Source organism: Maridesulfovibrio spiralis (SeqCode) (assembly GCF_048571135.1).
GTDB lineage: Bacteria > Desulfobacterota > Desulfovibrionia > Desulfovibrionales > Desulfovibrionaceae > Maridesulfovibrio > Maridesulfovibrio spiralis.
Genome location: NZ_CP182344.1, coordinates 2,753,578 through 2,777,264 on the forward strand (window position 1 = coordinate 2,753,578; position 23,687 = coordinate 2,777,264).

The window sequence follows — 23,687 nt, forward strand, 5'->3', positions numbered from 1 at the left end:
GTTTGGTCCGATGATTGGTACTCTTGCTCAAGGTATTTTTTCCTCACGTACCGGTGATTTTAATCAACGGGAAGACGTGCAGAAATCCTACTGGGCTGTCCAGGAGTTGGAGAGTGGGGATGTTGAAGTTCAGGCATTGAACAATAACAACATCCCTACCGGACCTAAGCTTCTCATTGATAAAGAAAGGTTTTTATCCAATTATCATCCGGAACCAGAGTTTTATGCCAACACTGTCCTGCCCAGTCTCATGCGTCAGAATGAACGCATATCGCGTGGTGAAGGGCATCGTAATAAAGATGAAAATTACAGTGCAGAGTATGAATTCAGTACTGCTGTTGCTGTAGATGAAGATAATGTTCGGGCCAATTTCGGACTTGGGTTGACTTTTCTTGAGCGTGGAGAAACCGACCGCGCCGAAGATGTATTCAAGAGATTGGTTAAGCTCAATGCTGTTTATGCGCCCGAACATAAACATCTTTTTAACGAATTCGGCATCAGCATGCGTAAACACGGCATGTTCGAGCATGCTCTTAAGTATTATCACAGGGCCGAAGAGATTTGTGAAGATGACGAAAACCTGTATTTGAATATTTCACGGGCTTATTTTGAAAAGGGGGATCTAAGAGGGTGTATTACATATCTTGAACAGTCCCTGGTGTTGAATCCTGATTTTGATGAAGCCGGTTTATTCAGAGATTTTCTTCTGATTAACGGTTTTATGAACGATAAGGGTGAGATCGCTATTCCCGTTGAAGAATTAGAAAAGTATCAGGATAAAGAGCTTGAAGAGCGTAATGGTACGGTTGATACCGGCAAAGTGAGTAAAGATGAAATTCCTGAGTTCGACGAGTTAGAATCAGAACCGGAGCAGAGTTTCGAACCGGAACAGCGTTCCGATATGACATCAAAACTTATTCAGCTGGATTTTTAACCCGGAAGTTTCTTACGGAGATTGTAATCACCCAAGTAAACCGTCCGGTGAAAGTTGTACAAAGTCTCGCTGCCGGAATGAATTGATAAAAAGGGGCTGTTTATGGCTGCAAACCGAATTTTCGGGGTTTTTTCCTCCAGAACCGAATCCACCGTGGGGACCGGGACCACTACCCGCCAGACTGTGCAAAAAACATACTGGTTTGCACAGGAAATGGATAATGGTGCTTTGCAAGTGCAGCCTTTAAATAATAATAATGTTCCCTCCGGTCCCAAGCTTACTGTTGAGCGGGAGAAATTTCTCGATAATTATCATCCTGAACCGGAATACTATGCTGAAGTAGTACGTCCAAGTATGGACGCGTTGGAAGGTTCAATTTCCCGTGGCGAAAAGCATCGTGCAAGTGGTGAAGGGTACAGTGCCGAGTATGAATTCGGACATGCCATTGATGTGGATGAAGAGAATGTACGGGCCAATTTCGGTCTCGGGCTGACTTATCTTGAGCGCGGGGAAACAGGACGTGCGGAAGATGTTTTTCGCCGACTGGTAGGTATCGGCTCCACATTTGAGCCTGAACATAAGCATCTTTTCAATGATTTCGGCATCAACCTGCGTCGAAACGGAATGGTTGACCAAGCCATTGAATATTATCTCAAGGCGGAAGAACTTAGTAAACATGATGAGAATCTCTGCCTGAATATCGCTCGTGCATATTATGAAAAGGGTGATTTTGAGAATTGTATAAAATACATAAAAAAATCCCTTGAACTGAATCCTGAACTGGAAGAAGGGCTTCTGTTCTGGTCCTACCTCAAGAATAACGGTTATATCTCAGAAGAAGATGATGTCCTTACAATAGATTTGGAAGCCTTTGAGAAGAATCAGCAGCAAAAACAAGGTCCCATCGCCGACCTTGATATTGATTTTTAGTCAGGAAAAACACGGAGACTCTTTTGCCCAAAATCTGGAAGCTGAGAAGTGAAGAAGATTTGCCTTCTTCCATACCCACTATTGCGGCTGAATTAGGTATTACTGAACTTCTTGCGGAAATCCTGTGGCATCGCGGATTTCAAAGCCGTGCCGATATGGATCTTTTTCTTTCTCCCGGATTGCGCAATCTTTGCAAGCCGACGGAGATTCCCGGTATTGAGCTTTCGGCGCAAGTTTTGGCTGATGGTCTTTCTCAAGGTAAAAAAATGGCCGTTTGGGGCGACTATGACGTTGATGGAGTAACTTCTACAGCCGTTGTTAAATCTTTCCTCGCCGACCGCGGCTATGAATGTGAACATTATTTGCCCAACCGCCTTGAAGAGGGTTACGGCCTGAATGTTGAAGGTATCAGGAAACTGCATGAGCAGGGCATTGAAATGCTCCTGACAGTGGACTGCGGGATTACCAATAATGCGGAAATCGCCGCAGCCAATGAGCTGGGTATGACAGTGGTTGTTTCCGATCACCATTTGCCAGGAGTTGAACTTCCCCCGGCAGCGGCTATCTGCAATCCGCGTCTTACTGAATACAACGGGCAAACTTTTGAAGACTGCCCTTGTGCAACTTTAGCCGGGGTGGGCGTTGCTTTCATGCTCATGGCGCAGGTCAACAGGTTGCTGCCCGGTGATCCGTCAGATTTGCGGGCTTATCTTGATTACGTGGCTCTTGGGACCATTGCCGATGTGGTGGAGCTTCAAGGCCCCAACCGTATTCTGGTTAAGAACGGCCTTCTGCTGCTTAAGGAAGCCAAACGTCCTGGACTGGCTGCGCTCAAAGTTGTGAGCGGATACGATATGTTTGCGGCCATCGGAGCCGGACAGGTTGGTTTTGGGTTGGCTCCGCGTATTAACGCTTCCGGGCGTATGGGAGATCCGGGCCGGGCGTTACAGCTTTTGATGGCCGAGGACATGGAAACCGCACGGCCTATTGCAAAGGTTCTGGATGAGCTGAACTCCGAACGCAGGGCAGAAGAAGATCGTATTTTACAGGAAGCCCTCGCTCAGGCTGAAGAACATATCAAGCGCGACAGCCGTGCCGGACTGGTGCTTTATTCCAAGGACTGGCATCCGGGCATTATCGGTATTGTAGCCTCGAGAGTGGTCGAAAGATTTTATAGGCCTACGGTTATGCTTTGCGAAGAGGACGGTATAGTTAAAGGATCAGCCCGTTCTATCAAGGAGTTTCATATTCATGAAGGGCTAACCACAATGTCCGAGCTGTTTTTGAATTTCGGGGGACATAAACTCGCAGCAGGGATGTCGTTCAAGGCTGAACTGCTTTCCGAATTCCGCGAGCGTTTTGATAAGGCCGTGATCGATAAGATCGGCAAGAAGCCTCTTAAAGCTTCGCTCAAAGTTGACCGCGAGCTTCCGCTCGAAGATATAGATTACGTGTTACTCAAGGAACTGGAGCTTATGCAGCCTTTCGGCATGGGTAACCCGGAGCCTGTTTTTACTACTCCTCCGGTGGAAGTTCTGGAGCGTAGACCCATGGGTAAGGCCCATGTGAAACTGACCGTCACCGACAAAGACAAGACCCGCAAGATGCCCGCCAAGGCATGGCGCATGGCCGAAGAACTAGGTTCCGAACTAATCGGGGCCACCATGCGTTTCGCATTTTCGCCTAAGATTGATAAGTTCAACGGCATTCCGACCATTGAGCTTACCATTCGGGATTATACGCGAAAAAGAAAGTGATTTTGATGCATTGTCCGATCAGCTTAGTCTTTCTATGTCAATAAATTCTGTTGTGGCGGTGTGAATTTTGAATTTGTGCCCGTTAATCTCAATCAGCGGAGTGCCCAGCGGTATTTCCATAGTCTGCCGGTGAATGATCTTTGGGCGGCTTCCCCCTTTTAAGTGTCGTATTTCAAAAAGAATAGTCATCCCTTTTTTGCCTATAAATTTGATCACATAATTATGTTCCGTATCCGGTATAACATTTGTTCTGATTACTTTTCTGAATTTCAGATTCTTAGGGCTGATTTCAGCCTGCACTTTTTTATAAACATCCTTTCGCTTTGTGGGCAGCAGCATGGTTCTGGAGAGTGTTCGGTCTTTGTTCAGCGTGCCGTAGAAAGAGTCCAGCAGGATAGCCCCACCGGGCAGGGATGATTCCATCAGCTCGTAAGTTACATTGGAATAGCCGCTTACGGTCAGAGGCGGATTCTGGTCCCTTGTAAGCAGCAGAATATTGAAATCCATTGTGCTCTGCATTTTAGGCAGAGTTATTATCTCTTCGTCATATTGTAGAAAGCGCAGGATGTCTGCACCTGCCGGGTAGGAAATCCGGGTTCCTGTAGGCATGCTTTGAGATCGAACTTTACGTAATTTGCGCTGGTCCGGCAGTCGGGTCAATTTTATGTTCAGGTGGATCTCCCTCTTGCCCAAAGGAGCCTTTTCCCGGACAACTTCAGCCGGAAGCGGGGGGGAGGGGTGATTACCAGTTTGGGCTGCTTCTTACATCCTGTCAGCATTGAAATGCAGAGGGTAAGTATCAGTATGGGCAGCAATTGGCGTAGTTTATGACCCGAAATTGTCCATTGCATATTGAATCCGTTGGTTTTCTGTGTGCAGTGATTGATAGATCCCGTCTACTTTATCCAGTCTGTGCTTCAGGCCGCACTTGTTGGCAACCTGAATTGCCAGTCCCGGTCGGGCATTGAGTTCAAGGATCAGCGGCCCCATATTTTTGTCCAGTACAATATCTACACCGAGGTAACCCAGACCGGTTACGCTGTAGCCCAGTGCCGCCTGTTTGAGCAGTTCCGGCCAATCAGGGATTGAAACGCCTGAAATTGGATGTAGGGTGTCCGGGTGATGTGTGCAGTTGTCATTTTTCCAAACTGCACTGGTGGTAGTACCACTACGCATGTCTATTCCACATCCCATAGCACCCTGATGAAGATTGGCTTTGCCGTCTGACTCCCGTGTGGGCAGCCGGAGCATAGCCATGACCGGGATGCCCTTGTAAACGATAATCCTGATATCCGGTACTCCCTGATAGGCGATGTCCTTAAATATCGGGGCAAACTGCACGCAATATTCGACCATGGCCTTATCAGGCATACCGCCAAGGCTGTACATACCGCTAAGGATGTTTGAAATATGAAAGGATATAGCGTCTTCAGCAACCAGTGAATCATCCGGCTTCCGGAAGCGCGGACCAAGCTTGCCGGTAATAACTAAAATACCGTTGCCGCCAGCTCCGCGAGCAGGCTTAACCACGAATGAATCGTGCTTCTGCAACATGGCGGGAAGTTTTCTCAGTTCATGCTGGGCCTGAAAAACACCGTAGAGTTCCGGTACATTCAGTCCGGCGTCCTGAGTCAGTTTCTTGGTTGTGATTTTATCGTCCACAAGAGGATAGAGCCTGCGCGGATTATTGGGCAGTACATAGGCTCCATTGCGGGCATTGAGTCCCATCACCCCGATTTTTTTGAGTTTACCGAACCACCTCATTCTAACTCTCCTTAAGGAATGCTCGGAATCGGATCAGGTCCAGCAGCCGGAATCCTGTATAGCGTCCGATCATCAAGGTCAGACCCAGTAATACAAGGAATAGTTCCGGGAAGACAAAAATGAGGTGTTCGATAAGCAGGTTGCTCATGGCAAGGTAGGCGAGCACTGCTACAGCCATGGAGCCGATACTCTGCTGAATGGCTTTCCCGGCGCCAAGCTCATCCCACATGACCGATATTCTTTCAATGGTCATACTCAATATGACCATTGGAAACAGGCTTACTGAAACCCCGCGCGGGAACCCCAGTTTGAAGCTGACGATACTGATTCCCGCCATGAGCAGAACCACCACAATGAGCACGCAGGCCAGTCTCGGGACCAGCAGTAATTTGAGGTGCTCAAGGTAAAGGCGTACTGCCAGACCTAGCATTATCACTATGGAAAACAGGCAAAGCCCCCAGAGCAATTGTGTTTCACGGAAAGAGAGTGCTATCAGCACGGGCATAAACGTCCCGAAAGTGGTGATTCCGATGACGTTACGCAAGAAAACCAGCAGTAAGACCCCTATGGGAATAAGCAGGATGATCCGGTAGGTGGCCTGTGCCTGTACCGGGAGGTTGAACAATGAAAATTCAAGTATGGCTGGAGAGGTGGCTTTAAGGCGGTCAACAACATTACCCATGGCACTGACTGTTGCCGGAACGACCGAAAGCGTCACGTTGAGATTGCTGCCGCCGCTGACTGTTGCCAGAGGGGCGTTGCCGCGCCACCAGGCTACAAAGTCAACCGGGGTCCCGAAAGTCCCCGTGGTTACATCAAACATGTGCCATTTTTCATTATGATACAGCTCCAGCCAGTGTTTGATCGGCGCATTGTTGGAAGTGGACAGGGTTATCCCATGTACGGACTGGGCCGGAATTCCGGAAAAGTGGAGCAGACGGACGGCCATATTTACTGCGCCCAACACGTTTTTGTTGTCTCGGAGCAGGTAGGCCGCATCAGGATATGTTGAAGGCTTCATGAGCCGGTTCATGAGTTGCGGTACGAATGTTTCGATGTCTGCGGATTCGCTTCCGACATCCGTAATCAGCGAGTTTGCAGCCAGCTGTTCAGCTTCTGTAAATCGGGGGTCTATGAGTTTTGGGATTTCTGCGGGGTGGACCCAGCTTTCCTCTTTGCTGCTTTTCTTGGGGCGTAAGCGGGCGGAGTAGAAAAGGTCCTGCTTTCCTTTGGCGGAACGTCTGGACCATGTTGCGGCGATATTGTCCGGGGTCCTGCTTTTTTGCGGGGTTCCGTCGGCGGACTGCAATACATGCAGCAGCCCGTAATCATCCGCAATATAATATTCGTCAGTGACCGTGTATCGCGGTAATCTGTTCAGGGTCTGCAGGGTAACTTTTACCGGTGCACCTTTTGCCTCATAGGAAACGTGGGCTTCAACGTTCCAGATTTCAGTATGTTCCTCTGGAGTGAGGGGAAAGCCCAGTATGAAAGCTTTGTAGCTGAACAGTCCCAGACCGACGGTGAACAGGATAGCGACAATTATTTTAAGCTGTATAGAATTCATGGCGGAAACTCCGGAAATGAGAATCTGTTAATTTATTCTGCCTCTGGATGGCTCAGGCGGTGATGGCGGGATGAATCAACAAGTATGCCGTGGCGCAGTTCTTTTCTTCCGATCAGCATTTTGTATGAGAAGTTGCTGCGGTCGGTCAGGTTTACGAGGGCATCAAATTTTTTTGTTCCGATATGAAGCTGTACCGGGATGACCGGTCTGCGCTGGTAACCTGAAGGTCTTTTTTTTATGCGTACTATCCGGGCATACGGGCAGGTTATGCGTTGGGTTTTACCGTGCTGGTCGGTTATGGTGAACGATGTTGTTTTGTTTTTTTTATCAATCGTAATGTCTGTGGCATGCAGGGAAGAACTGTCCGCTCCGGTATCCATTTTCGCTTCAATTATAATCGGAGTTTCGCGGTCCCAGATTTTGATGGATACATTTTCGATGTAACCGGCAATGATATATTGTTTATCCGCAGGCTTAACTTCAGGTTGATCTTTGGCTGCGGCAGTGCAGGTCGGACTTGCCAGCAGAAATAATAGTATTGGGATCAAATAATAATTCCGGTGCATTGTAATCCTCCATTTTCTTGTAGAATCACGTTGCTAAGGCGGGATTCGGATGGATTCATATTGAGTTATAAATATTAAGACCTAAAATTACCAAATCCGACCCTTGCAAAGCTCTGCAATAATAAATGGCAAAGGTCAAGAAAGCTTTTTATCCTCTTAAAACGTTGGTGCAGATGTGATCCCTTTAGTCTGGCAGGGTCTTGGGTCAGTTTTGCGCAGCATATAATTTTGTCTAAAAATCATAACTTCGTTCCCATGAGTGTTGACAATTGTGCGGGCGATTTGTAATTCAAATTCACAATGGGAATGAAATTCGTTTTCATAATCAACAAAAGAGGAAATGATGATGAAGAAAATTGTTTTAGCAATGGCATTTGTTCTGGCCTTTACTTCTGTCTGCTCAGCGCACGATATGTGGCTGGAAAAGAAAGGGCGTAAGGCACATCTGATGTACGGGCATCCCGGTGCAACCGATCCATACCCTATCAGCCGTATCACGGCCTTGACCGGGATTAACGAAAATAACTGGAAGACTCGTCTGGAGCCTGTCTACAAAAAGGGTGAAGCTTTCGTATGGCTTGATGATAACTACACCATGCTGACTGTCGAATTTGACAACAAGTATTGGTATCATACGGAAGAAGCTGGTTGGGAAAACTTTGAGCTTCCCAGACAGGTTTGCGGGAAAATTATTGATGAAGGCCGTTCTTACAAGCTTTCCAAAACCATCATTGAGTGGACTCCCGGTATGGATAAGCCAATAGGCCAGCGTGCTGAAATTGTACCCCTGAAAGATCCTACCAAGCTGAAAGAAGGGGATATCCTTCCGGTTATGATGTATTTTGAAGGAACCCCCATGCCCGCAGCAGGAGCACGTACCTCCACCACCACCGACCGCACTGTTGAGCATCCTGAGCTGGTTAACCTCGAAAATTCCAAGCCTATTAACGTTAAGATCGGTCCTGCAGGCCGTCAGGTGATCATCGGCAAATACGAAAAGCGTCTCGATGATACACGCCGTGTCTGGTACGCTTTCTCATTAAGTTTCAGAACCAGTAAATAGTTGTTTTTTTACCGGACGAAATTTTGATTGATTTCCTCCCCCGCAATTGGTTCGGGGGAGGCTTTCTTATGCATTTAAAAGATAAAAAAAGGAACTTTCGTTACGAAAGTTCCTTTTTTGGTAAGTGTCTTTTACAAAATAATTTTACAGCTTATCAAAAGCCTCAGCAGCGTTGAAGCTGGAGCGGACCAGCGGCGCGCAGAACATGTGCGGGACGCCCAGGTCTTTGCCGTAATCAGCATATTCATCGAAAACAGACGGTTCAACGTAGCGCTTTACAGCCGGATGCGCTTTTGAAGGGCGCATGTACTGGCCGATGGTGATGATGTCGCAATTGATGGCTGCGAGGTCGTCGATCACCTGCCGGACCTGTTCGTCTGTTTCACCGAGGCCGACCATGAGGCCGGATTTGGCGTGGATGCTGCTGAGCTGTTTGACCCGTTCGATCAACTCAAGACTCTGCTTGTAATCTGCCTGCGGGCGAATTTCAGAATAAAGCGCGGGCGGAGTTTCCACGTTATGGTTGATTACATCCGGCTTGGCGGCGATGACAGTTTTCAGCGCTTCCAGATTGCCCCGGAAATCAGGGATGAGTACTTCAATTTTACATTCCGGAAGTTCGGCGCGGATGCGTTCGATCGTCTCGGCGAAATGGGCAGCACCACCGTCAGCCAGGTCGTCGCGGGTAACAGAAGTTACCACGGCGTACTTGAGTTCCAGACGTTTTACTGCTTCAGCCACACGGCGCGGTTCGTCCGTATCAAGCGGATCGATGCGACCGGGGGCAATGTTGCAGAAAGCGCAGTTGCGGGTGCAGTTGCGTCCCATGATAAGGAAGGTGGCTACTTTGCGTGAGAAACAGTCCCAGCAGTTGGGGCACTTGGCGGACTGGCAGACCGTGTTCAGGTCAAGGTCTTCCAGCATTTTACCGGTGTCGTTGAAAGTGCGTCCGGTGGGCAGCTTAACCCGCAGCCACGGCGGTATCCGCAAATACTTTTCCGAATTCTTCTCTGAAGGCATTTTTTACTTCCTCGGTAGAAATTTCTTTGCCAGCTTCCCGGGAAAGGGAAGTGGGGTGCGCGCCATGCAGACCGCAAAGGGTGATGGCGTCGAAAAGTTTCATGCCACTGGAAACGTTGAATGACAAGCCGTGGTAGGTGATCCATTTTTTGACACCGATGCCGATGGAGCAGAGCTTGCCGGGGCCGACCCAGACACCGGGGCGGCCTTCGCTTCTTGCTGCTTCCACGCCGAACCGGGCAGCGGTGCGGATCGCGGTTTCTTCCATGTCATGGAAAAATTTTTTGATGCCGCCGCGTCGTTTTTCGATGCGCATGACCGGATAAACTACCAATTGGCCGGGATAATGGCAGGTAATATTTCCGCCCCGTGCAGTCTGCACCACTTCAGCACCCATGGCCTTCAGTGCATCTTCGCTGATCAGAAGATTTTCCAACCCGCCCTGACGGCCCAAAGTGACCACAGGAGGATGCTCCAGAAGATACAATGCATCACCCGCAGTGCCTTCCATGACCTGTGCCAGTCTATACAGCTGAATCTTTTCAGCTTCCTGATGGGATATTAATCCCAGATCTATAAATTCCATAAGATTCTTTGGTACACTTAGCTTTTTAGGAAGAGGATTGCCTCCGGCGGCGCTTTCTGCGGGACCAGAGAACCTTTTTTTGGGAAAAAAAGGTTCTCTGGACTCTCCAAAAAAACTTTTTATCAAGGCTTCGCCGCTTCGGTTTCGAAAGACGTCTTAGGAAGCTGTTTGCGAGGCATAACTAAAACGTCTTTGAAAGAGAGGGGATGGGGTCTGGGGAAGGGGAGAGAAAACTTTGGGCGTTAGCAAAGTTCTCTCTCCCCTTCCCCAGCCGCCGGAGGCAAATAAATTACTTTTTACGTTTATCGCTTTCCCTGATGGGCAGGGGTATAATCAGCGAGCCGGATTTTTCATCCCTTTTTTCTTCTTCGGGGATGGGCATGCCGATGAGACCGCCGGGGTACAAGGTTTTTGCTCCGCCCTGTGCGGAAAGCAGGATCTGTCCCTGTGCGGCACAACCGTACTGGCCGAAACCGCCTTCGTCGAGCCTGAAAGATTCCGATACTGCGCGGATGAGCATTTCGCCTTCGCGGGCAGTTTCAACTTCTTCCTTGCGCAGTCCTACGTAGAGGAAGCTCAGGCTGACGTTATTTTTTTCAAGACGACATTGGGCTGAGAGTTTTTGCAACCATGCGGGGGCGTGGTCGGAATCAAAATTGAAGTGACACCATGCTTTGCCCTTCTCTCCATTCATGGGGCATTCTTCAGTGTGGGTGCAGGGTCCGAGAACGGGGAATCCGGCATCCACGAATTCCTGGCGGATAACGGATAGTACGCGACCGGAGCGGCGGATACCCGGCTCGATGATCAGCATGCGTCCTTCGGGAGCCAGTTTGTGAACCATGGACAGACAGAACTTTTCTGCCCAGACAGGAAGCGGGATTCGTGTTCCGGCGGAAGCCTCGTTGACCATGTTTGCGGTGACCAGCAGATGTGCTTTTTCGCGTAGTTTGGAGGTGGACCCGCCTTTGACATTGACCATACGCCACGGGGAATTCTCCCCTGCCAGTGCGGTGAAGAGTTTAGCTCCTTCGCGCATGGGTTTGGGGGTGCGGTCAACGTTGATGAAGGTCAGCTTCTTTTCGCGCAGATCCGGTCTTGCAATCCAGAGGGCCTGAGCCACGGTGAGCGGTCCGGCGCCGAGGTCTACCACAATGCCGTTATCGGGCAGCTTGATATCCAGTCCCTGAAAGAGGCGGGCCAGACGGTAGAGATTCCAAGGCAGGAAGTAACGCAGATATGCGTTCAGGCTGCGCGGATCGCCCATGTAGTCGTTGGACAGGCTGGAACGCTCCCCGGTAAGATCGCGGGAAAGGTCCCGGATAGCGTAGGGCAGTTCATTGCTGTGCTTGCTCTTCAACGGCACGGTTTTCTGTAAAATTTTTATGTAGTTATCCAAAATCTTGGATACATCATTGGTCGGTAGAGGGAAAAGTGAACTTACTTTAATAGACATATTTGAAAATCATCCTCTCAAGGTACTTCGTGCCGAAATCATCGCTTCCGGCCAGTTCCAGAACTCTGGATAGTCCGGGCAGCTTGGCAGCGAATTCCCTTGCTTCTTGATTGTGTGTTAAAATTTTTGCTCCCTCAAGGGAGGTGTTGCCTGCTGCGCGGGTTATTGCTGCGCTTCCGGCTGGGATGAATCCGGTTGTGACCAGATCATTTATATTTACGTGTTGACCCATGGCCCCGCCGAGGATCAATTCTTTGAGATCTGATGGTGCCAGCCCTGCTTTATTCAATAGGGCGGACATGGCGAGGTTGAAGGCTGCTTTTACTTTTAAGATTTCTTCCACATCCGGTGCCGGAAGGGTCAATCCTTCGTGCCCCAGATCAAGGACCGGAGTCCCGTTTATTTCAGTAAGTCTGTTTGCCAGCTTGGCGGCAAAGGGAGTGCTGCCGGAGGAAAAAAGACCTTCACTGGTCAGCACGCCGGACTTGAGCAGTATGGCGCAAAGTGACAGGTAGCCTGTTCCGGTTATGCCCGGTTTTGGGTTCTGTTCCACTTCTTCCGCTTTGATCACTGACGGTGAAAGACCTAGTGGAGTCAGTGTGAAAGCGGATACCGCGCCCGGTCCTGCTGTGCGTCCGTTGCTCATGCCGACACCTTCAAGGGCCGGGCCCATGGGCACGGACGAGACAATATATTCGTTCTCTGAAAGACAGAGTACAAATTCTCCGTTTGTTCCGAGATCGGCGAAGAGATAAGGCGGTTGAATTTTAGTTTCGGCAAAATTCAGGGCCACAATCCCGGAGGTTATATCTGCACCAACAAACGGAGCCAGATGTGGCGGGATGTACGCTTCAGGCAGGGTTGCGTCAAGACTTACTTTTTTTCCTCCCTTGTCCGGCAGTGAATAAGGGGCGCGGCTGAGTCCCTGCACGTCGTCCTGAGCGAGGATGCTGGTCATGGACGGGTTACCTGAAATGACCATCTCTCTAACCTGAGCGGTATCGGAGATAATTGCTTTCAGCCGATCGGTAACCAGTTCGGATAAAATTTTGCACTGCTCTGGTTTTGCCGCGAAGGCAAGCCGGGACATAACCTCACTGCCCAGTCCGATTTGGGGATTTAATTCCTGTCCTGATTTTACAGTCTCGCCATCCAGAGTGAAAGCCCAGTGCAGACCTGTGGTTCCGAGGTCCACGGCAAGTGCCAGATTTTCCGGCAGTTCTTTGGAGAACTTCTCCGCAACCCTCGGGACAACCCGTTCCGGTTTCGGCAGGTGGATGGAAGCTTCTACTGTCTGGTGCAGACAGGAAAGCCGCCAGCCGGATTCGATTTCAGTGGCGGTAAATTTTTGCAGCTCCTCCCTGCGCGGTTCAGGCGGGCTGGATTCAAAGCGAACTTTGCACAGGCCGCAGCGTCCCATGCCGGAACAGAGCGGTACTCCTTGGAAAGCTCCGTTCAGGAAGAGGGTTTGGGCGATGTTAAGCCCGGCTGTCGGCACTAGTTCCATGACTTCTCCGTCATGTCTATGCACTGTAAGTTTTTTGGTCATAGTTGTTAAATCGCTAAAAAAATTAACCGCACCAACATAATGTATATGCGGTGCGGAGTTCAATCAAGCAGCAAATTTTTAAGTTTACATCAGGTGTCGAGCTGGTCGATGGCTTTTTTTAATTTATCCATCCAGCGCTGGGCGAATATATCGAATTCTCCGATTCCCTTTGCTACCGGAACTGCTTCAATGCCCCGGGATGCAACAATATTTTTCCATGAGTCTTCATGGTCGCCGGCCATATCTTTTTTAACATGGTTCCCGGCTCCGAAAAGCAGGGGCAGCAGGTATGCCTTTTTCAGCCCGGATTCTTTGATCTTGTCGCTGATTTTTTCAATGCCGTCTTCGGAGTTAAGTTTACCGAGGTAGGCATTGTTGTCTTTGGCTTCAAGTACTTCTTTGAACTTGTCGTAAAGAGAATTGCCGCTGTTGGAATATTTGGAGCCGTGGGCAACCAGAATCAGGGCTTCTGTTTGCGGATCACGTTCTTCAAGCAGATTCAGTATGAGGCTGGAAATTTCGTCTATTTCTTTATCATTGGTCAGAAGCGGCTCACCAATAATTGCTTTTTCAAATTTTATTTCGCCTTTTTCCACCCGTTCTAGGAGTCTACTGGTGTTGGTGTATTCCGTGCCGGGAATTACATGCAGGGACTGAACAACTACATGGGTAAAGCCGTCTTCAGAAAGATTTTCAAGATTCTGTTTCACTGTGGGCAGTGTCTGCCCCTGTTCACGAAGTTTTTTGAGAACATGGCCGGAAGTAAAAGCGCTGAATATCGGAATGTCGGGATAGGTTTCTTTCGTCAGTTTTAAAATATTGCCCAGTGCCGAACTTGCGGCTCTGTTCTTTGATCCGTGTGCTGCAAATAGGATTGCTTTTTTCATCTACTGTTTTCCTGCGCTGATAGTTATTTCCTTGAACACGCATGCATAGCAGACAAATTCGGTAGAGAAAAGTTTTTCCTGCCAGCCGGAAAATTATGACTATACCGGGCCTGGACGACTACTAAGCCGGATCGTCCATGTGCGAAGCTATCAGGGTTTCCGTGTCAATAACAAGAGCATCGTGTTCGCCCATCATACCGAAGCCGAGGATCGGCAGTTTGTAGATGGTATTCACCGGCAGTGTGAAGCCGGTTACCACGGCTTTTTGCTGACGCAAAACCTCATCAACGAGAATTGCAGCTATAGTGTCCCCCAGTTTTACAAGAATGACTTTAGGGATGACGTCTTCTGCCGGTTCCGGAAGATCAAATATCTTATACATACGGATCAGAGGACGGACTTTGCCCCTGACGGAAACAGTCTCCCGGCCATCGGGCAGATCGGTGAATTCTTTTTCAACAGGTTCGTATACTTCGAGAACCTCCCGGCTGGGGAAGATGAAAGTTTCCGGACCGACAGTGGTAACCAGAGCATCGACGATCCCTTCATTCACTGAACGGCTCAGCGGAATGGCAATGGTGAAGGTGGAGCCTTCACCAAGTTCACTGCGAATGGAAACTTTGCCGTCCAATGTGTTCTGGATGGCGCTGACTACCGCGTCCATTCCTACGCCGCGTCCTGAAATATCTGTTACCGCACTGGCAGTGGAGAAGCCGGATTGAAGGATGAATTCGTAAATTTCTTCTTTGCTGTACTCTGTATCCGGGCTGGCTATGCCACGTTCAAGTGCCTTGTTGAGCAGAATGTCAGCATCAAGTCCCTTGCCGTCATCGGTGATTTCTATGTAGGCGAATTCTCCTTTGCGGAAGGCGCTCAGCTGAACATTACCTACCTCATCCTTGCCGCACATCTGGCGGTCTTCAGCAGATTCAATGCCATGGTCAAGAGCATTACGCAGCAGGTGTACCAATGGCTCATTCAGGCATTCAACAATGGTTTTATCGAGGGCCAGTTCTTCGCCGTGAATGGTGAATTTGATGCGTTTATCAAGCTTTTGCGATGTCGATTTAACCAGCCTGTGCATAGGCATGAATATCTGTTTCAGCGGTACAAGCCTGATTTCATCCACTTCTGATTGCAGGTTGCGGATTACTTTATCCAGTTCTGACAGACTGGAAGAAATTTTGGAAATATTGTCAGTTTTGGTCTGGGCGATAACCGCATAGGTGACCATGAGTTTACCGACCAGCTCAATGAGGGAGTCCAGTTGCTGAGTTGATACGCGGATGGAAGATATTGCCTGCGCGTCTTTCTTTTTTGCCGGAGCAGGCTGCTTGCTGACTTTTTCTTCAGCCGAAACCTGTTTAGCGGCAGGGCTTATTTCATGCTCCGGTGCTTCTTCCAGATTCTGAGGTTTATTTTCAGATATTGCCGGATCTTTTTTGGCGTTTCGGCTTGTTGCAGACTCATCTAATTTTTCCCAGCCGTCGCTTGGATCAGGGCTTTCCCCGGTCATGGCCAGCATTTCAGCCATCATTTCCTGTTCGTACTGATCAGGTTCTATGGTGGCGCCTGAGTCTTGATCATGAACAGGAGTTGTTTTTTTCCGGGATTCAGTTGCAGCTCCACCTTTATCCAGCAGGCCGCCGATGCAATAGAAAAATTTTTTCTGGGCTTCAGCAATATCCAGCAGGGAAGTGGTCAGCTCCGGGGTAACAGGCGTAATCCCATCACTTAGCATATCCATGAGGGCGATAATCTGGGCAGATCTCATCTGCGCATTATCAAGTCCCATGGCTTTCAGGATTTCGTTGATGTCACCGGAACCCTGTTCAAGTGATATGATTGATTCTTGGAGCTGGCCTATGCAGCTGGAAATACTATCCTTCATTATCCTCAAACTCCGGTGTTGTTCAAGAAGTCTTGCCTGTTCTTAACGACAGGAAAGTAGCGCTGGAAACCCCAGGAATAGAACGTTCCCGAGCAATGGCTGTTCATACCGGTCATGCATATTTCGCAGGAATCGGTATAAGATGCGACCAGTTCAAAAAATGCCGAACCGACTGAAACTGCTGCTTCAAAATCAAAAAGAACTTTGTTGCTTGCGCTTATTGCTTGCAGACTTTCTTCAACCATTTTCAATTGTTCAGAGCTGTATATCCGGCTGACTTTGATCGTGAATATCTGGGCATCAGGAAAATTTTCGATTTCAATGGGATTGATCCCGGACTCGTCTGCGGCTCCGCTTTGCTGTCCGTCGCCGGAAAGTCTTGCTTCGATGTCGTCTGTAAGGCTTTTGTCGTAGCTGCCGGATTCCCGTAATTGCTCGATGAGCATGAAGATGGAGTTAACGGATTCAATGGCAAGTGCGATCTGCATAAGATCGTGCTCTACTTCTCCTGCCTGCATTTTTTTCAGGTAATCTTCTACCTTATGAGTAAAAGAGGAGGCGGGTTCAAAACCGGACATGAATCCGGTTACGCCCTTGATGGTGTGCAGGGGACGTGAAAGCACTTCGATTCCTTCTCCGATGCGCTGTTCATCAAGAAGGTCGATCCCTTCAAGTACTTGCGGATAGTACTTGTCATTTACTTCGGAAAAAAATTCTTCAACAAGGGAATCGTCTTCACTCATTACCGATGCTCCATAATCCGAAAAAAATTATTTGTTCATCAGCCCGATTTTTTCGAGCTCTGCGTAAAGTTTTTCTCTTGCCACCGGCTTAACGATAAAACCGGAAGCTTCTACGTCGTGAAAAGACCGGATTACTGTTTTCGGGTCGTCAAGAGCGGTGGTCATAATTACCTTGCAGTGCTCATCCCCGCTTTTCTCTTTTTCAAAGGCCCTTATTTCTTCGAGCGCGGAAAGCCCGTCCTGCTCTGGCATCATGATGTCCATGAGTATCAGTTTATAAGGATTGCCTTCTTCATGGGCCAGTTTGAAAGCTTCAACAGCTTCTTTTCCGTTAACAGCTACATCAATTACGAAAAGTGGGGCAAGGAAAGTTGACAGTAGTTTTCGGCCAACAAATTCATCCTCTGCAATCAGCGCGCGCATTCAGTCCTCCATGGAAAAATATCACCTGAATTAATTACATATCATCTTTTTGAAATCAATAAAACGCCCTTATTTATATTAGTAATTAATTGAATGAAAAAGTGTGTTCCCAACTACTCTTGCAAACTTGGCAAAGGTTGGGTACGCAGTACGCCATGGAAAGACAGAGAACACCACAAAGAGAGGCTAGGGTCAGGGAAGTGCTGGCAAAGCGCCAGAAAGATTTCACCCTTATCATCGATAATGTCTGGGATCCGCATAATGTGTCAGCTATTCTTAGAAGCTGTGACGCTTTCGGAATCTACGGCATTCATCTTTATTATACCGTTTCACAGTGGCCGGAGCTGGCAAAGAAATCTTCCGCTTCCGGTAAAAAATGGGTGGAACGCACGAAACACACTGACCCTGTAAAAATGGTCAGCGGATTGCGCGAGAAGGGGTATCAGGTTGTGCGGACCGGTTTTTCCGAAACAGCAAAACCACTTATGGATTTCGATTTCAGTACACCTTCAGCGGTAATCCTCAGCAATGAACATAGCGGAACCGCACCTGAGCTGGCTGAACTGGTCCCTGATGAAGTGTATATTCCAATGCAGGGCATGATTCAGAGCTTCAACGTTTCTGTCGCAGCGGCCTTGATTCTTTATCACGGATTTTCTCAGCGTTTTGCTAAGGGGATGTACGATAATCCTTCTTTTTCTCCGGAAGAGATGGAGAAGCTTACAGCCGAGTGGCTCGCCAGATAACTTATAAAGCACCATCTGCTTCGTCGCTGAGCATCTTATAGCTTTTCAGACATTTCATTCCATTTGGAATAGGTGTCTTTCCATAGCAGGGTAAGGTCCTGAGCGAACAGCTTGTTCAGGTCCTTCTCGCTGTATTTGCTTTCCAGCTTTATCTTGTTGCCGAAGACTTGCGCCATGGAACGGACATTCGTGGCTTTGGCGAGGCTGGAGTGCTGGATATGGCCGATGCGCATCTGCCCGGCGTAAATATGTTCAAATCCGCCCAGAGCTGCCCGCAGGTCCCTTTCCAGATCATCGAACTGGGTTGGGTTGAAGCGCACGTCAAAATCACCGCACTGGTGAATGGCTTCCATGTTCAGCATGTGGCAGCAGCCGGAAACATGAATGGCAGGGCGGGTATATGAGAACTGTCCGTAATCAAATGCGTTGCGGCAACTGTCAAAAACTCTGACCTGTTCAGTCAGGCCTTCTATCTGTGAGGCTCCGTTTCCGGGAGGAAACAGATGATAGTCCGCAGACTGCAGCGAACGCGGGGTTCCGGTTGAGGTTATGCGGCATCCTACCGCTCCCGGATTGCCGTAGTGTTTCGCAGTTGCCAGCAGTTCTTCCAGCCAGTTCTCTTCCAGTTCCACATCATCATCCAGAAATACGGCCCAGCGGGATTTACGTACTTCCGGTTCCGCCAACAGCCAGTTCCTTGCTACCGGTGCACCCACATTAACGGGAAGTTGTATGCCTTTGTAGTGTCCTTCTTTAAATAGAGCATGAGAGTCGCGGACAACCTGTCCCGTGCTGTCGTCTGATCCATTGTTCAGGGCAAAAATCCGTGCATTTCCAATATTAGATTCGGATACATTTTTGAGAGTGTTCTCTATTAATTGCCCATTGTTCCATGAGTAAAGCAGAACGGCTACTTCGCCTGAGCGGTCTAGAGCATGTGCGGTATTGATGGGTTTTAGCAGACCGTGCAGCTTTTGACCCCAGTTCAGGTTCCAGATGTTATTTTTCCAGAGTTCTGCCAGAATTTCCCGGCCTTCTGCGGTTTTTCCGGCCCGCAGTAATAGTTCGGAATGAATGTAATCCATCCATAAAGACCAGATGTCGTGATCCAGATCTTTTAGTGCGACAAGTGCTTCATCAACAGGGCAGTATAAAAAATTAAACTGAGATTTAAGTCTTTGTTTAAGTTGAATTAAATCTTCATCCCACTGCACCAGGTCAAGTGCGTTTTCCGCGAGTTCGGCATTTCCGAGGCGCAGGAGTGTGTCCCACGAATGGGCGAGCCAGACCAGACCGTCCTTTCCTCGCAGCAGGGGGAATAGATGGCGGATAACCAGAGCCTGATCTCCGGCATTGAGCAGGTTCGCAAGGTCTTCTGTAGGAATTTCAGGTCGCAGTGCTTCGATTAAATGATTTAGAAATCTACATGTCTGCTCTGTTAATAAGGAATGGTTAAATTTTTGGCATCGTTTTGCAGCTGAAAGGTTAAGCGGATTTTGCTGCCATGTGAGCATGGAGAGTGCTGTGCCTGCTTCAGTAAATAAACCGGATGAACCCGAAAGATGTTCAAAAGTATTTATCAGGCCGCTCTGGTGGGAAAGTTCTTCGGTTCCCAGAACCCATAGAGGGATGGAATCTTTTGTAGCGCAGAGAAATGAATCTATTTTTTGTTTACTGAATTTGTTTGTAGTTGCAACCATCTATTATCTCCATATGTTCAGATGCTGATTGCATTTTATTATGTCAAAGCGCAGACAAAGTCATGCTGCTTCTGGGGGGATGTTTGTAGTTTCTAAATAATGGTATTCGCGACATCGCAAAAGATGCTGGACATGATGCGGAAAGCTGGTATTAATAGTCGCTCTGTATGCCGTATTGTATTTGGAGTGTAAAGAATGAGTGAGCAGGAAGCTGTAAATATCATCAGGACCGGAGGGGTCTTGGTTTATCCCACGGAAACCCTTTTTGCCGTCGGTGCTGATGCAATGGATGAAAGGGCAGCTAACCGGGTTGCGCGTATTAAAGGCCGTCCGGTGTCCAAACCTTTACCGCTGATCATCGGCAGCATTGAACAGCTTGATCTGGTTACGGAGACTGTTTCACCCGAACTTCTTTCACTCACCGGCCATTTTTGGCCCGGACCGCTTTCTATACTTGTTAAAGCGCGTGAAGAGCTTCCTTATGCAGTCAAGGATTCCCGGGGATACACTTCCGTCCGTTGGACGGAGCATCCATTGGCTGCATCACTTTGTCTGAAAGCTCATGCCCCGCTGATTGCGACCAGTGCGAATTTGAGCGGCAAACCGGCTACCGGAGTAGCCGAAGAGCTGGATGAGGAATTGATCATGGCAGTAGAGGGTGTTTTCGACGCACAACCCGGACCCAAAGGTGGTGATCCTTCAACTGTCGTGGAGCCTTTGCCGGGAAATAAAATCAAGATTTACCGTGATGGAGTTGTTTCAAGGGCAGCTCTTGTCAGTGCCGGATTTGAAGTGGTCGATTAGATCCTTTAAATATAAATATTTCTAAGACCTGCTCTTGTAATGGGAGCAGGTCTTTTTTTTGGGGCTTGGGTTGGTAAAAAATATTTTACCCAAAATCTTTAGTTTAAGCCTTATCTCTAGATGCGGTAAAATTTATTGTACTGTTTTGCAGGTTTAGTGGTTCGACTTTTTTTTGTTGAAAATCCTCTTATACCAATGGTTTGCTGGTGTTTTGGTCTGTGTTTTGAGCTTTGGCACGACGGTTGCTATATAAATACTACCTTCAAACTTTTGCTGATAAAAATGCTGAAACGGGCCTCGTCGGGATAACCGACGGGGCCTTTTTCATTTTGTGGCTTTAAAATAATGGCGCGTATGGTTTGGCTGGTAGTTTCGATTGCAGGTACTTCTGGGATGAGTGGAGTATGTTCAGTGCGGTTTGGGTTGGTAAAAAATATTTTACTCAAAATGCATAGTTTAAGCCTTATTTCTCGATGCGGTAAAATTTATTGTACTGTTTTGCAGGTTTGTTGATTCGACTCTGTTTTATTGAAAAGCCTTGTGTACCAATGTGTTACGGATAATTTGGTCTGTTTTTTGAACTTTGGCACGGTGGTTGCTGTATAGATATTACCTTCAAACTTTTGCTGATAAAAATGCTGAAACGGGCCTCGTCGGGATAACCGACGGGGCCTTTTTCATTTTGTGGCTTTAAAATAATGGCGCGTATGGTTTGGCTGGTAGTTTCGATTGCAGGTACTTCTGGGATGAGTGGAGTATGTTCAGTGCGGTTTGGGTTGGTAAAAAATATTTTACTCAAAATGCATGGTTTAAGCGTTATTTCTCGATGCGGTAAAATTTATTGTACTGTTATGCAGGTTTTTTGATTCGACTCTGTTTTATTGAAAAACCTTGTGTACCAATGTGTTACGGATAATTTGGTCTGTGTTTTGAATTTTGGCACGACGGTTGCTATATAAATACTACCTTCAAACTTTTGCTGATAAAAATGCTGAAACGGGCCTCGTCGGGATAACCGACGGGGCCTTTTTCATTTCTGGGTCCGAATTACTAGTGGCCTACGCTCCTGGCAGGCATACTTCTGCTCGTCTAAGGTCTTTGATTTACAGGAAAAATATCTAATGTAGACTGCCCTGATTGTGCGGTTAAATATTTTGAACCGGATTATGGCATCTGTGTGGACTTTTAGAAAAAGGTCCGTATTTCCTTGTAATGAAATTTCATTCGCGTTATTTATAGGAACTGATTATCAGTTGTTACGGATGTATAAAGATTATTGTATTTTCTAATTGCAAAGAAAGGCTGCTGCAAATGCTCGGTTCAAAACCTTGTCCTCATTGCGGAGGGGATGTTGTCCATTACCGCAATCCCGTCCCTACTGTTGATATTATCATCTATGACCCTGTTCATGGTGTAGTTCTTATTGAGCGCAATAATCCTCCACTCGGCTGGGCCTTACCCGGAGGTTTTGTGGATTATGGGGAAACCCTTGAGCACGCTGCTGTGCGCGAGGCAAAGGAAGAGACCGGTCTTGAAGTTGTCTTGACCGGACTTGTCGGGGTTTATTCCATGCCGACGCGTGACGACCGTCAGCATACCATCAGCATTACTTATAGCGCGGTGGCCCATAATGTGGACGCCCTGCAGGCCGGTGACGATGCCGGGGGGGCGCGTTTTTTCAACTTAGACGACCTCCCTGATCTGGTATTTGATCACCGAGAGATTCTTGGTGATTTTTCTTCAAAGATTATCCGGCTGCATGAACATGCGGCAGTCGGTGCTGACAGTTAACAAGCTGCTAACTAGAATGGAGCCCAGCCAGTGCATGATGTTCTTTATGTAACTTCGGAGATGTATCCTTTTTCCAAAACGGGTGGCCTCGGTGATGTCATGGGTGCTTTGCCTCCGGCTATACATGCCAAGGGAGTGCGCACAGCCGTCATCACTCCCTTTTATGGACGCATGAACCTTACCGGACATAAGTTGCGGCTGGTTTATTCCGATCTGCATGTAGGTTATCCGTGGCCCGATACAACCGCAGAAATTTACCAGACTGATTATGATGGAATCTCAGTCTATTTTGTGTCCCGTGGTGAATATTTTGACCGTCGCCATTACTACAATACCCATAACGGTGATTATTTTGATAATTGTGAGCGGTTTATTTTTTTCTGCAAGGCCGTTCTCAAGTGGGCACGTCTGCTTCCCAGTGCTCCTTCGGTGATTCATTCCCATGACTGGCAGTCTGCTTTGGTCCCGCCGTACCTGTATTTCGACCGGCAAGAGGATTCTTTCTGGCGAAAGACCAGAACGGTGACCACCATCCATAACCTGGCCTTTCAGGGCCGGTTTTCGGAAAGGCTGTTTCATGAGTCCGGTCTGCCTGTGGAAGCTTGGTCCATGCACGGGGCCGAGTATTACGGTGACTTGAACATGCTCAAAGCGAGCATTGCCTACAGTGATGCCGTAACCACGGTCAGTCCGTCTTATGCGGAAGAGATTCTCGGTCCTGAGTTCGGTTGCGGACTGGAAGGTTTTCTGGGTACGCAGACCCATAAGCTGTATGGCATACTCAATGGTGCTGATTATTCTGTATGGGACCCCGGTTATGATAAGTTCCTGCCTTGCTGCTACAGCGCGGACGATATCCGGGGTAAGCAGGAGTGCAAGCGCAATATGCTCCGTGATTTTTATATGTCCGACCAATTGGAAGATAAGCCTGTTCTCGGGTTCATTGGTCGTCTGCGGGACCAGAAGGGCATAGACTTGCTCATTGACATCCTGCCGAGGCTGATGAAGAAGGATGTAGGTGTTATCGTTCTCGGTGAAGGGGATCTCGGTTACGAAGCGCAGCTGTTGGAATTTATGGAAGAGTATCCCGGACAGTTCTGTGTTCAGGTGGGGTATACTGAAGATCTGGCCCACGGTATTCAGGCCGGGTCCGATATATTTTTGATGCCTTCCCGTTATGAACCATGCGGTTTGACTCAGATTTATGCCTTGCGTTTCGGTACTCCCCCGGTCGCTACGGCAGTGGGCGGTTTACGTGACACGATCACTTCTTATCCTGCTGTTGATTCCACTGGTTTCACTTTTGAGAAAACAGATCCCGATTTGTTTTTCGATGCGGTAATGCAGGCTGTGGATGCTTGGCATGACCGTACGGAATGGGAAAAAATGGTAAAGCGGGCCATGCGCAAAGATTTTACCTGGGACCGTTCTGCAGCTGAGTACATTAAGTTGTATCGCGATTTGGGTGCAAGAATTTAAAAACAATTTCAAGCAAGTTTAAAAAATTATA

The 23,687-nt window shown here is 48.2% G+C and carries 22 protein-coding genes; 8 read left to right on the plus strand and 14 right to left on the minus strand.

Annotation, left to right across the window (positions count from 1 at the left end; all coding sequences use genetic code 11):
• Positions 1-10 precede the first annotated feature (10 nt).
• The 3 genes from ACNI29_RS12385 to recJ all read left to right on the plus strand — a co-directional run bounded on the left by ACNI29_RS12385 (position 11) and on the right by recJ (position 3,621).
• Positions 11-934 (plus strand): tetratricopeptide repeat protein, encoded by a 924-nt coding sequence (locus ACNI29_RS12385; protein WP_419778680.1) that lies wholly within the window; start codon positions 11-13, stop codon positions 932-934.
• A gap of 102 nt (positions 935-1,036) precedes the next feature.
• Entirely contained in the window at positions 1,037-1,864 is an 828-nt protein-coding gene (locus ACNI29_RS12390; protein ID WP_419778681.1) for a tetratricopeptide repeat protein, read from the plus strand.
• A gap of 23 nt (positions 1,865-1,887) precedes the next feature.
• Entirely contained in the window at positions 1,888-3,621 is a 1,734-nt protein-coding gene (gene recJ / locus ACNI29_RS12395; RefSeq protein ID WP_419778682.1) for a single-stranded-DNA-specific exonuclease RecJ, read from the plus strand.
• 18 nt (positions 3,622-3,639) lie between these two features.
• Here the strand turns inward: recJ and ACNI29_RS12400 are convergent, their stop codons facing one another.
• The 4 genes from ACNI29_RS12400 to ACNI29_RS12415 all read right to left on the minus strand — a co-directional run bounded on the left by ACNI29_RS12400 (position 3,640) and on the right by ACNI29_RS12415 (position 7,518).
• Entirely contained in the window at positions 3,640-4,230 is a 591-nt protein-coding gene (locus ACNI29_RS12400) for a hypothetical protein (RefSeq protein WP_419778683.1), read from the minus strand.
• 216 nt (positions 4,231-4,446) lie between these two features.
• Entirely contained in the window at positions 4,447-5,385 is a 939-nt protein-coding gene (locus tag ACNI29_RS12405) for an alpha-L-glutamate ligase-like protein (protein ID WP_419778684.1), read from the minus strand.
• Position 5,386: 1 nt separating this feature from the next.
• The gene (locus tag ACNI29_RS12410) at positions 5,387-6,952 is read right to left on the minus strand and encodes an inactive transglutaminase family protein (RefSeq protein WP_419778685.1); all 1,566 of its coding nucleotides are present in this window, start codon (positions 6,950-6,952) and stop codon (positions 5,387-5,389) included.
• Between the two features lie 32 nt (positions 6,953-6,984).
• Entirely contained in the window at positions 6,985-7,518 is a 534-nt protein-coding gene (locus tag ACNI29_RS12415; protein ID WP_419778686.1) for an ATP-dependent zinc protease family protein, read from the minus strand.
• A gap of 343 nt (positions 7,519-7,861) precedes the next feature.
• Between ACNI29_RS12415 and ACNI29_RS12420 the strand changes: the two genes are divergently transcribed.
• Positions 7,862-8,581, plus strand: coding sequence for a DUF4198 domain-containing protein (locus tag ACNI29_RS12420; protein WP_419778687.1), 720 nt, complete (start codon positions 7,862-7,864; stop codon positions 8,579-8,581).
• 144 nt (positions 8,582-8,725) lie between these two features.
• On the opposite strand, the gene lipA is transcribed toward ACNI29_RS12420, so the two are convergent.
• The 8 genes from lipA to ACNI29_RS12460 all read right to left on the minus strand — a co-directional run bounded on the left by lipA (position 8,726) and on the right by ACNI29_RS12460 (position 17,136).
• The gene (gene lipA, locus ACNI29_RS12425; RefSeq protein WP_419778688.1) at positions 8,726-9,601 is read right to left on the minus strand and encodes a lipoyl synthase; all 876 of its coding nucleotides are present in this window, start codon (positions 9,599-9,601) and stop codon (positions 8,726-8,728) included.
• On the minus strand, positions 9,543-10,187 hold the full coding sequence (gene lipB / locus ACNI29_RS12430) for a lipoyl(octanoyl) transferase LipB (protein ID WP_419778689.1): 645 nt from the start codon (positions 10,185-10,187) through the stop codon (positions 9,543-9,545). Before lipB ends, lipA begins: the two co-directional genes overlap by 59 nt.
• A gap of 289 nt (positions 10,188-10,476) precedes the next feature.
• Entirely contained in the window at positions 10,477-11,643 is a 1,167-nt protein-coding gene (locus ACNI29_RS12435; RefSeq protein WP_419778690.1) for a small ribosomal subunit Rsm22 family protein, read from the minus strand.
• Positions 11,633-13,192, minus strand: coding sequence for an ASKHA domain-containing protein (locus ACNI29_RS12440; RefSeq protein ID WP_419778691.1), 1,560 nt, complete (start codon positions 13,190-13,192; stop codon positions 11,633-11,635). The genes ACNI29_RS12435 and ACNI29_RS12440 overlap by 11 nt, the downstream gene beginning before the upstream one ends.
• An 89-nt stretch (positions 13,193-13,281) precedes the next feature.
• Positions 13,282-14,079 (minus strand): sirohydrochlorin cobaltochelatase, encoded by a 798-nt coding sequence (locus tag ACNI29_RS12445; protein WP_419778692.1) that lies wholly within the window; start codon positions 14,077-14,079, stop codon positions 13,282-13,284.
• A 121-nt stretch (positions 14,080-14,200) separates the two neighbouring features.
• Positions 14,201-15,970, minus strand: a complete 1,770-nt coding sequence (locus tag ACNI29_RS12450) for a chemotaxis protein CheA (protein ID WP_419778693.1) — start codon at positions 15,968-15,970, stop codon at positions 14,201-14,203.
• A 5-nt stretch (positions 15,971-15,975) separates the two neighbouring features.
• Entirely contained in the window at positions 15,976-16,713 is a 738-nt protein-coding gene (locus tag ACNI29_RS12455; RefSeq protein WP_419778694.1) for a histidine kinase, read from the minus strand.
• A 27-nt stretch (positions 16,714-16,740) separates the two neighbouring features.
• Complete coding sequence (locus ACNI29_RS12460) at positions 16,741-17,136, minus strand: response regulator (RefSeq protein ID WP_419778695.1); 396 nt, start codon at positions 17,134-17,136, stop codon at positions 16,741-16,743.
• 155 nt (positions 17,137-17,291) lie between these two features.
• Between ACNI29_RS12460 and ACNI29_RS12465 the strand changes: the two genes are divergently transcribed.
• The gene (locus ACNI29_RS12465; protein ID WP_419778696.1) at positions 17,292-17,882 is read left to right on the plus strand and encodes a TrmH family RNA methyltransferase; all 591 of its coding nucleotides are present in this window, start codon (positions 17,292-17,294) and stop codon (positions 17,880-17,882) included.
• Between the two features lie 35 nt (positions 17,883-17,917).
• Here the strand turns inward: ACNI29_RS12465 and ACNI29_RS12470 are convergent, their stop codons facing one another.
• Complete coding sequence (locus tag ACNI29_RS12470) at positions 17,918-19,582, minus strand: glycosyltransferase (protein ID WP_419778697.1); 1,665 nt, start codon at positions 19,580-19,582, stop codon at positions 17,918-17,920.
• Between the two features lie 195 nt (positions 19,583-19,777).
• Here ACNI29_RS12470 and ACNI29_RS12475 point away from each other — a divergent pair, with 195 nt between their 5' ends.
• Entirely contained in the window at positions 19,778-20,386 is a 609-nt protein-coding gene (locus ACNI29_RS12475) for an L-threonylcarbamoyladenylate synthase (RefSeq protein ID WP_419778698.1), read from the plus strand.
• Between the two features lie 245 nt (positions 20,387-20,631).
• On the opposite strand, the gene ACNI29_RS12480 is transcribed toward ACNI29_RS12475, so the two are convergent.
• Positions 20,632-20,832: a hypothetical protein gene (locus ACNI29_RS12480; RefSeq protein WP_419778699.1), complete on the minus strand. Its 201-nt coding sequence runs from the start codon at positions 20,830-20,832 to the stop codon at positions 20,632-20,634.
• Between the two features lie 865 nt (positions 20,833-21,697).
• Here ACNI29_RS12480 and ACNI29_RS12485 point away from each other — a divergent pair.
• Both ACNI29_RS12485 and glgA read left to right on the plus strand, forming a co-directional pair.
• Positions 21,698-22,177 carry an NUDIX domain-containing protein gene (locus ACNI29_RS12485; RefSeq protein ID WP_419778700.1) on the plus strand — a complete coding sequence of 160 codons (480 nt, stop codon included), beginning with the start codon at positions 21,698-21,700 and terminating at the stop codon, positions 22,175-22,177.
• A gap of 30 nt (positions 22,178-22,207) precedes the next feature.
• Positions 22,208-23,656 carry a glycogen synthase GlgA gene (glgA, locus tag ACNI29_RS12490; protein ID WP_419778701.1) on the plus strand — a complete coding sequence of 483 codons (1,449 nt, stop codon included), beginning with the start codon at positions 22,208-22,210 and terminating at the stop codon, positions 23,654-23,656.
• Positions 23,657-23,687 lie beyond the last annotated feature (31 nt).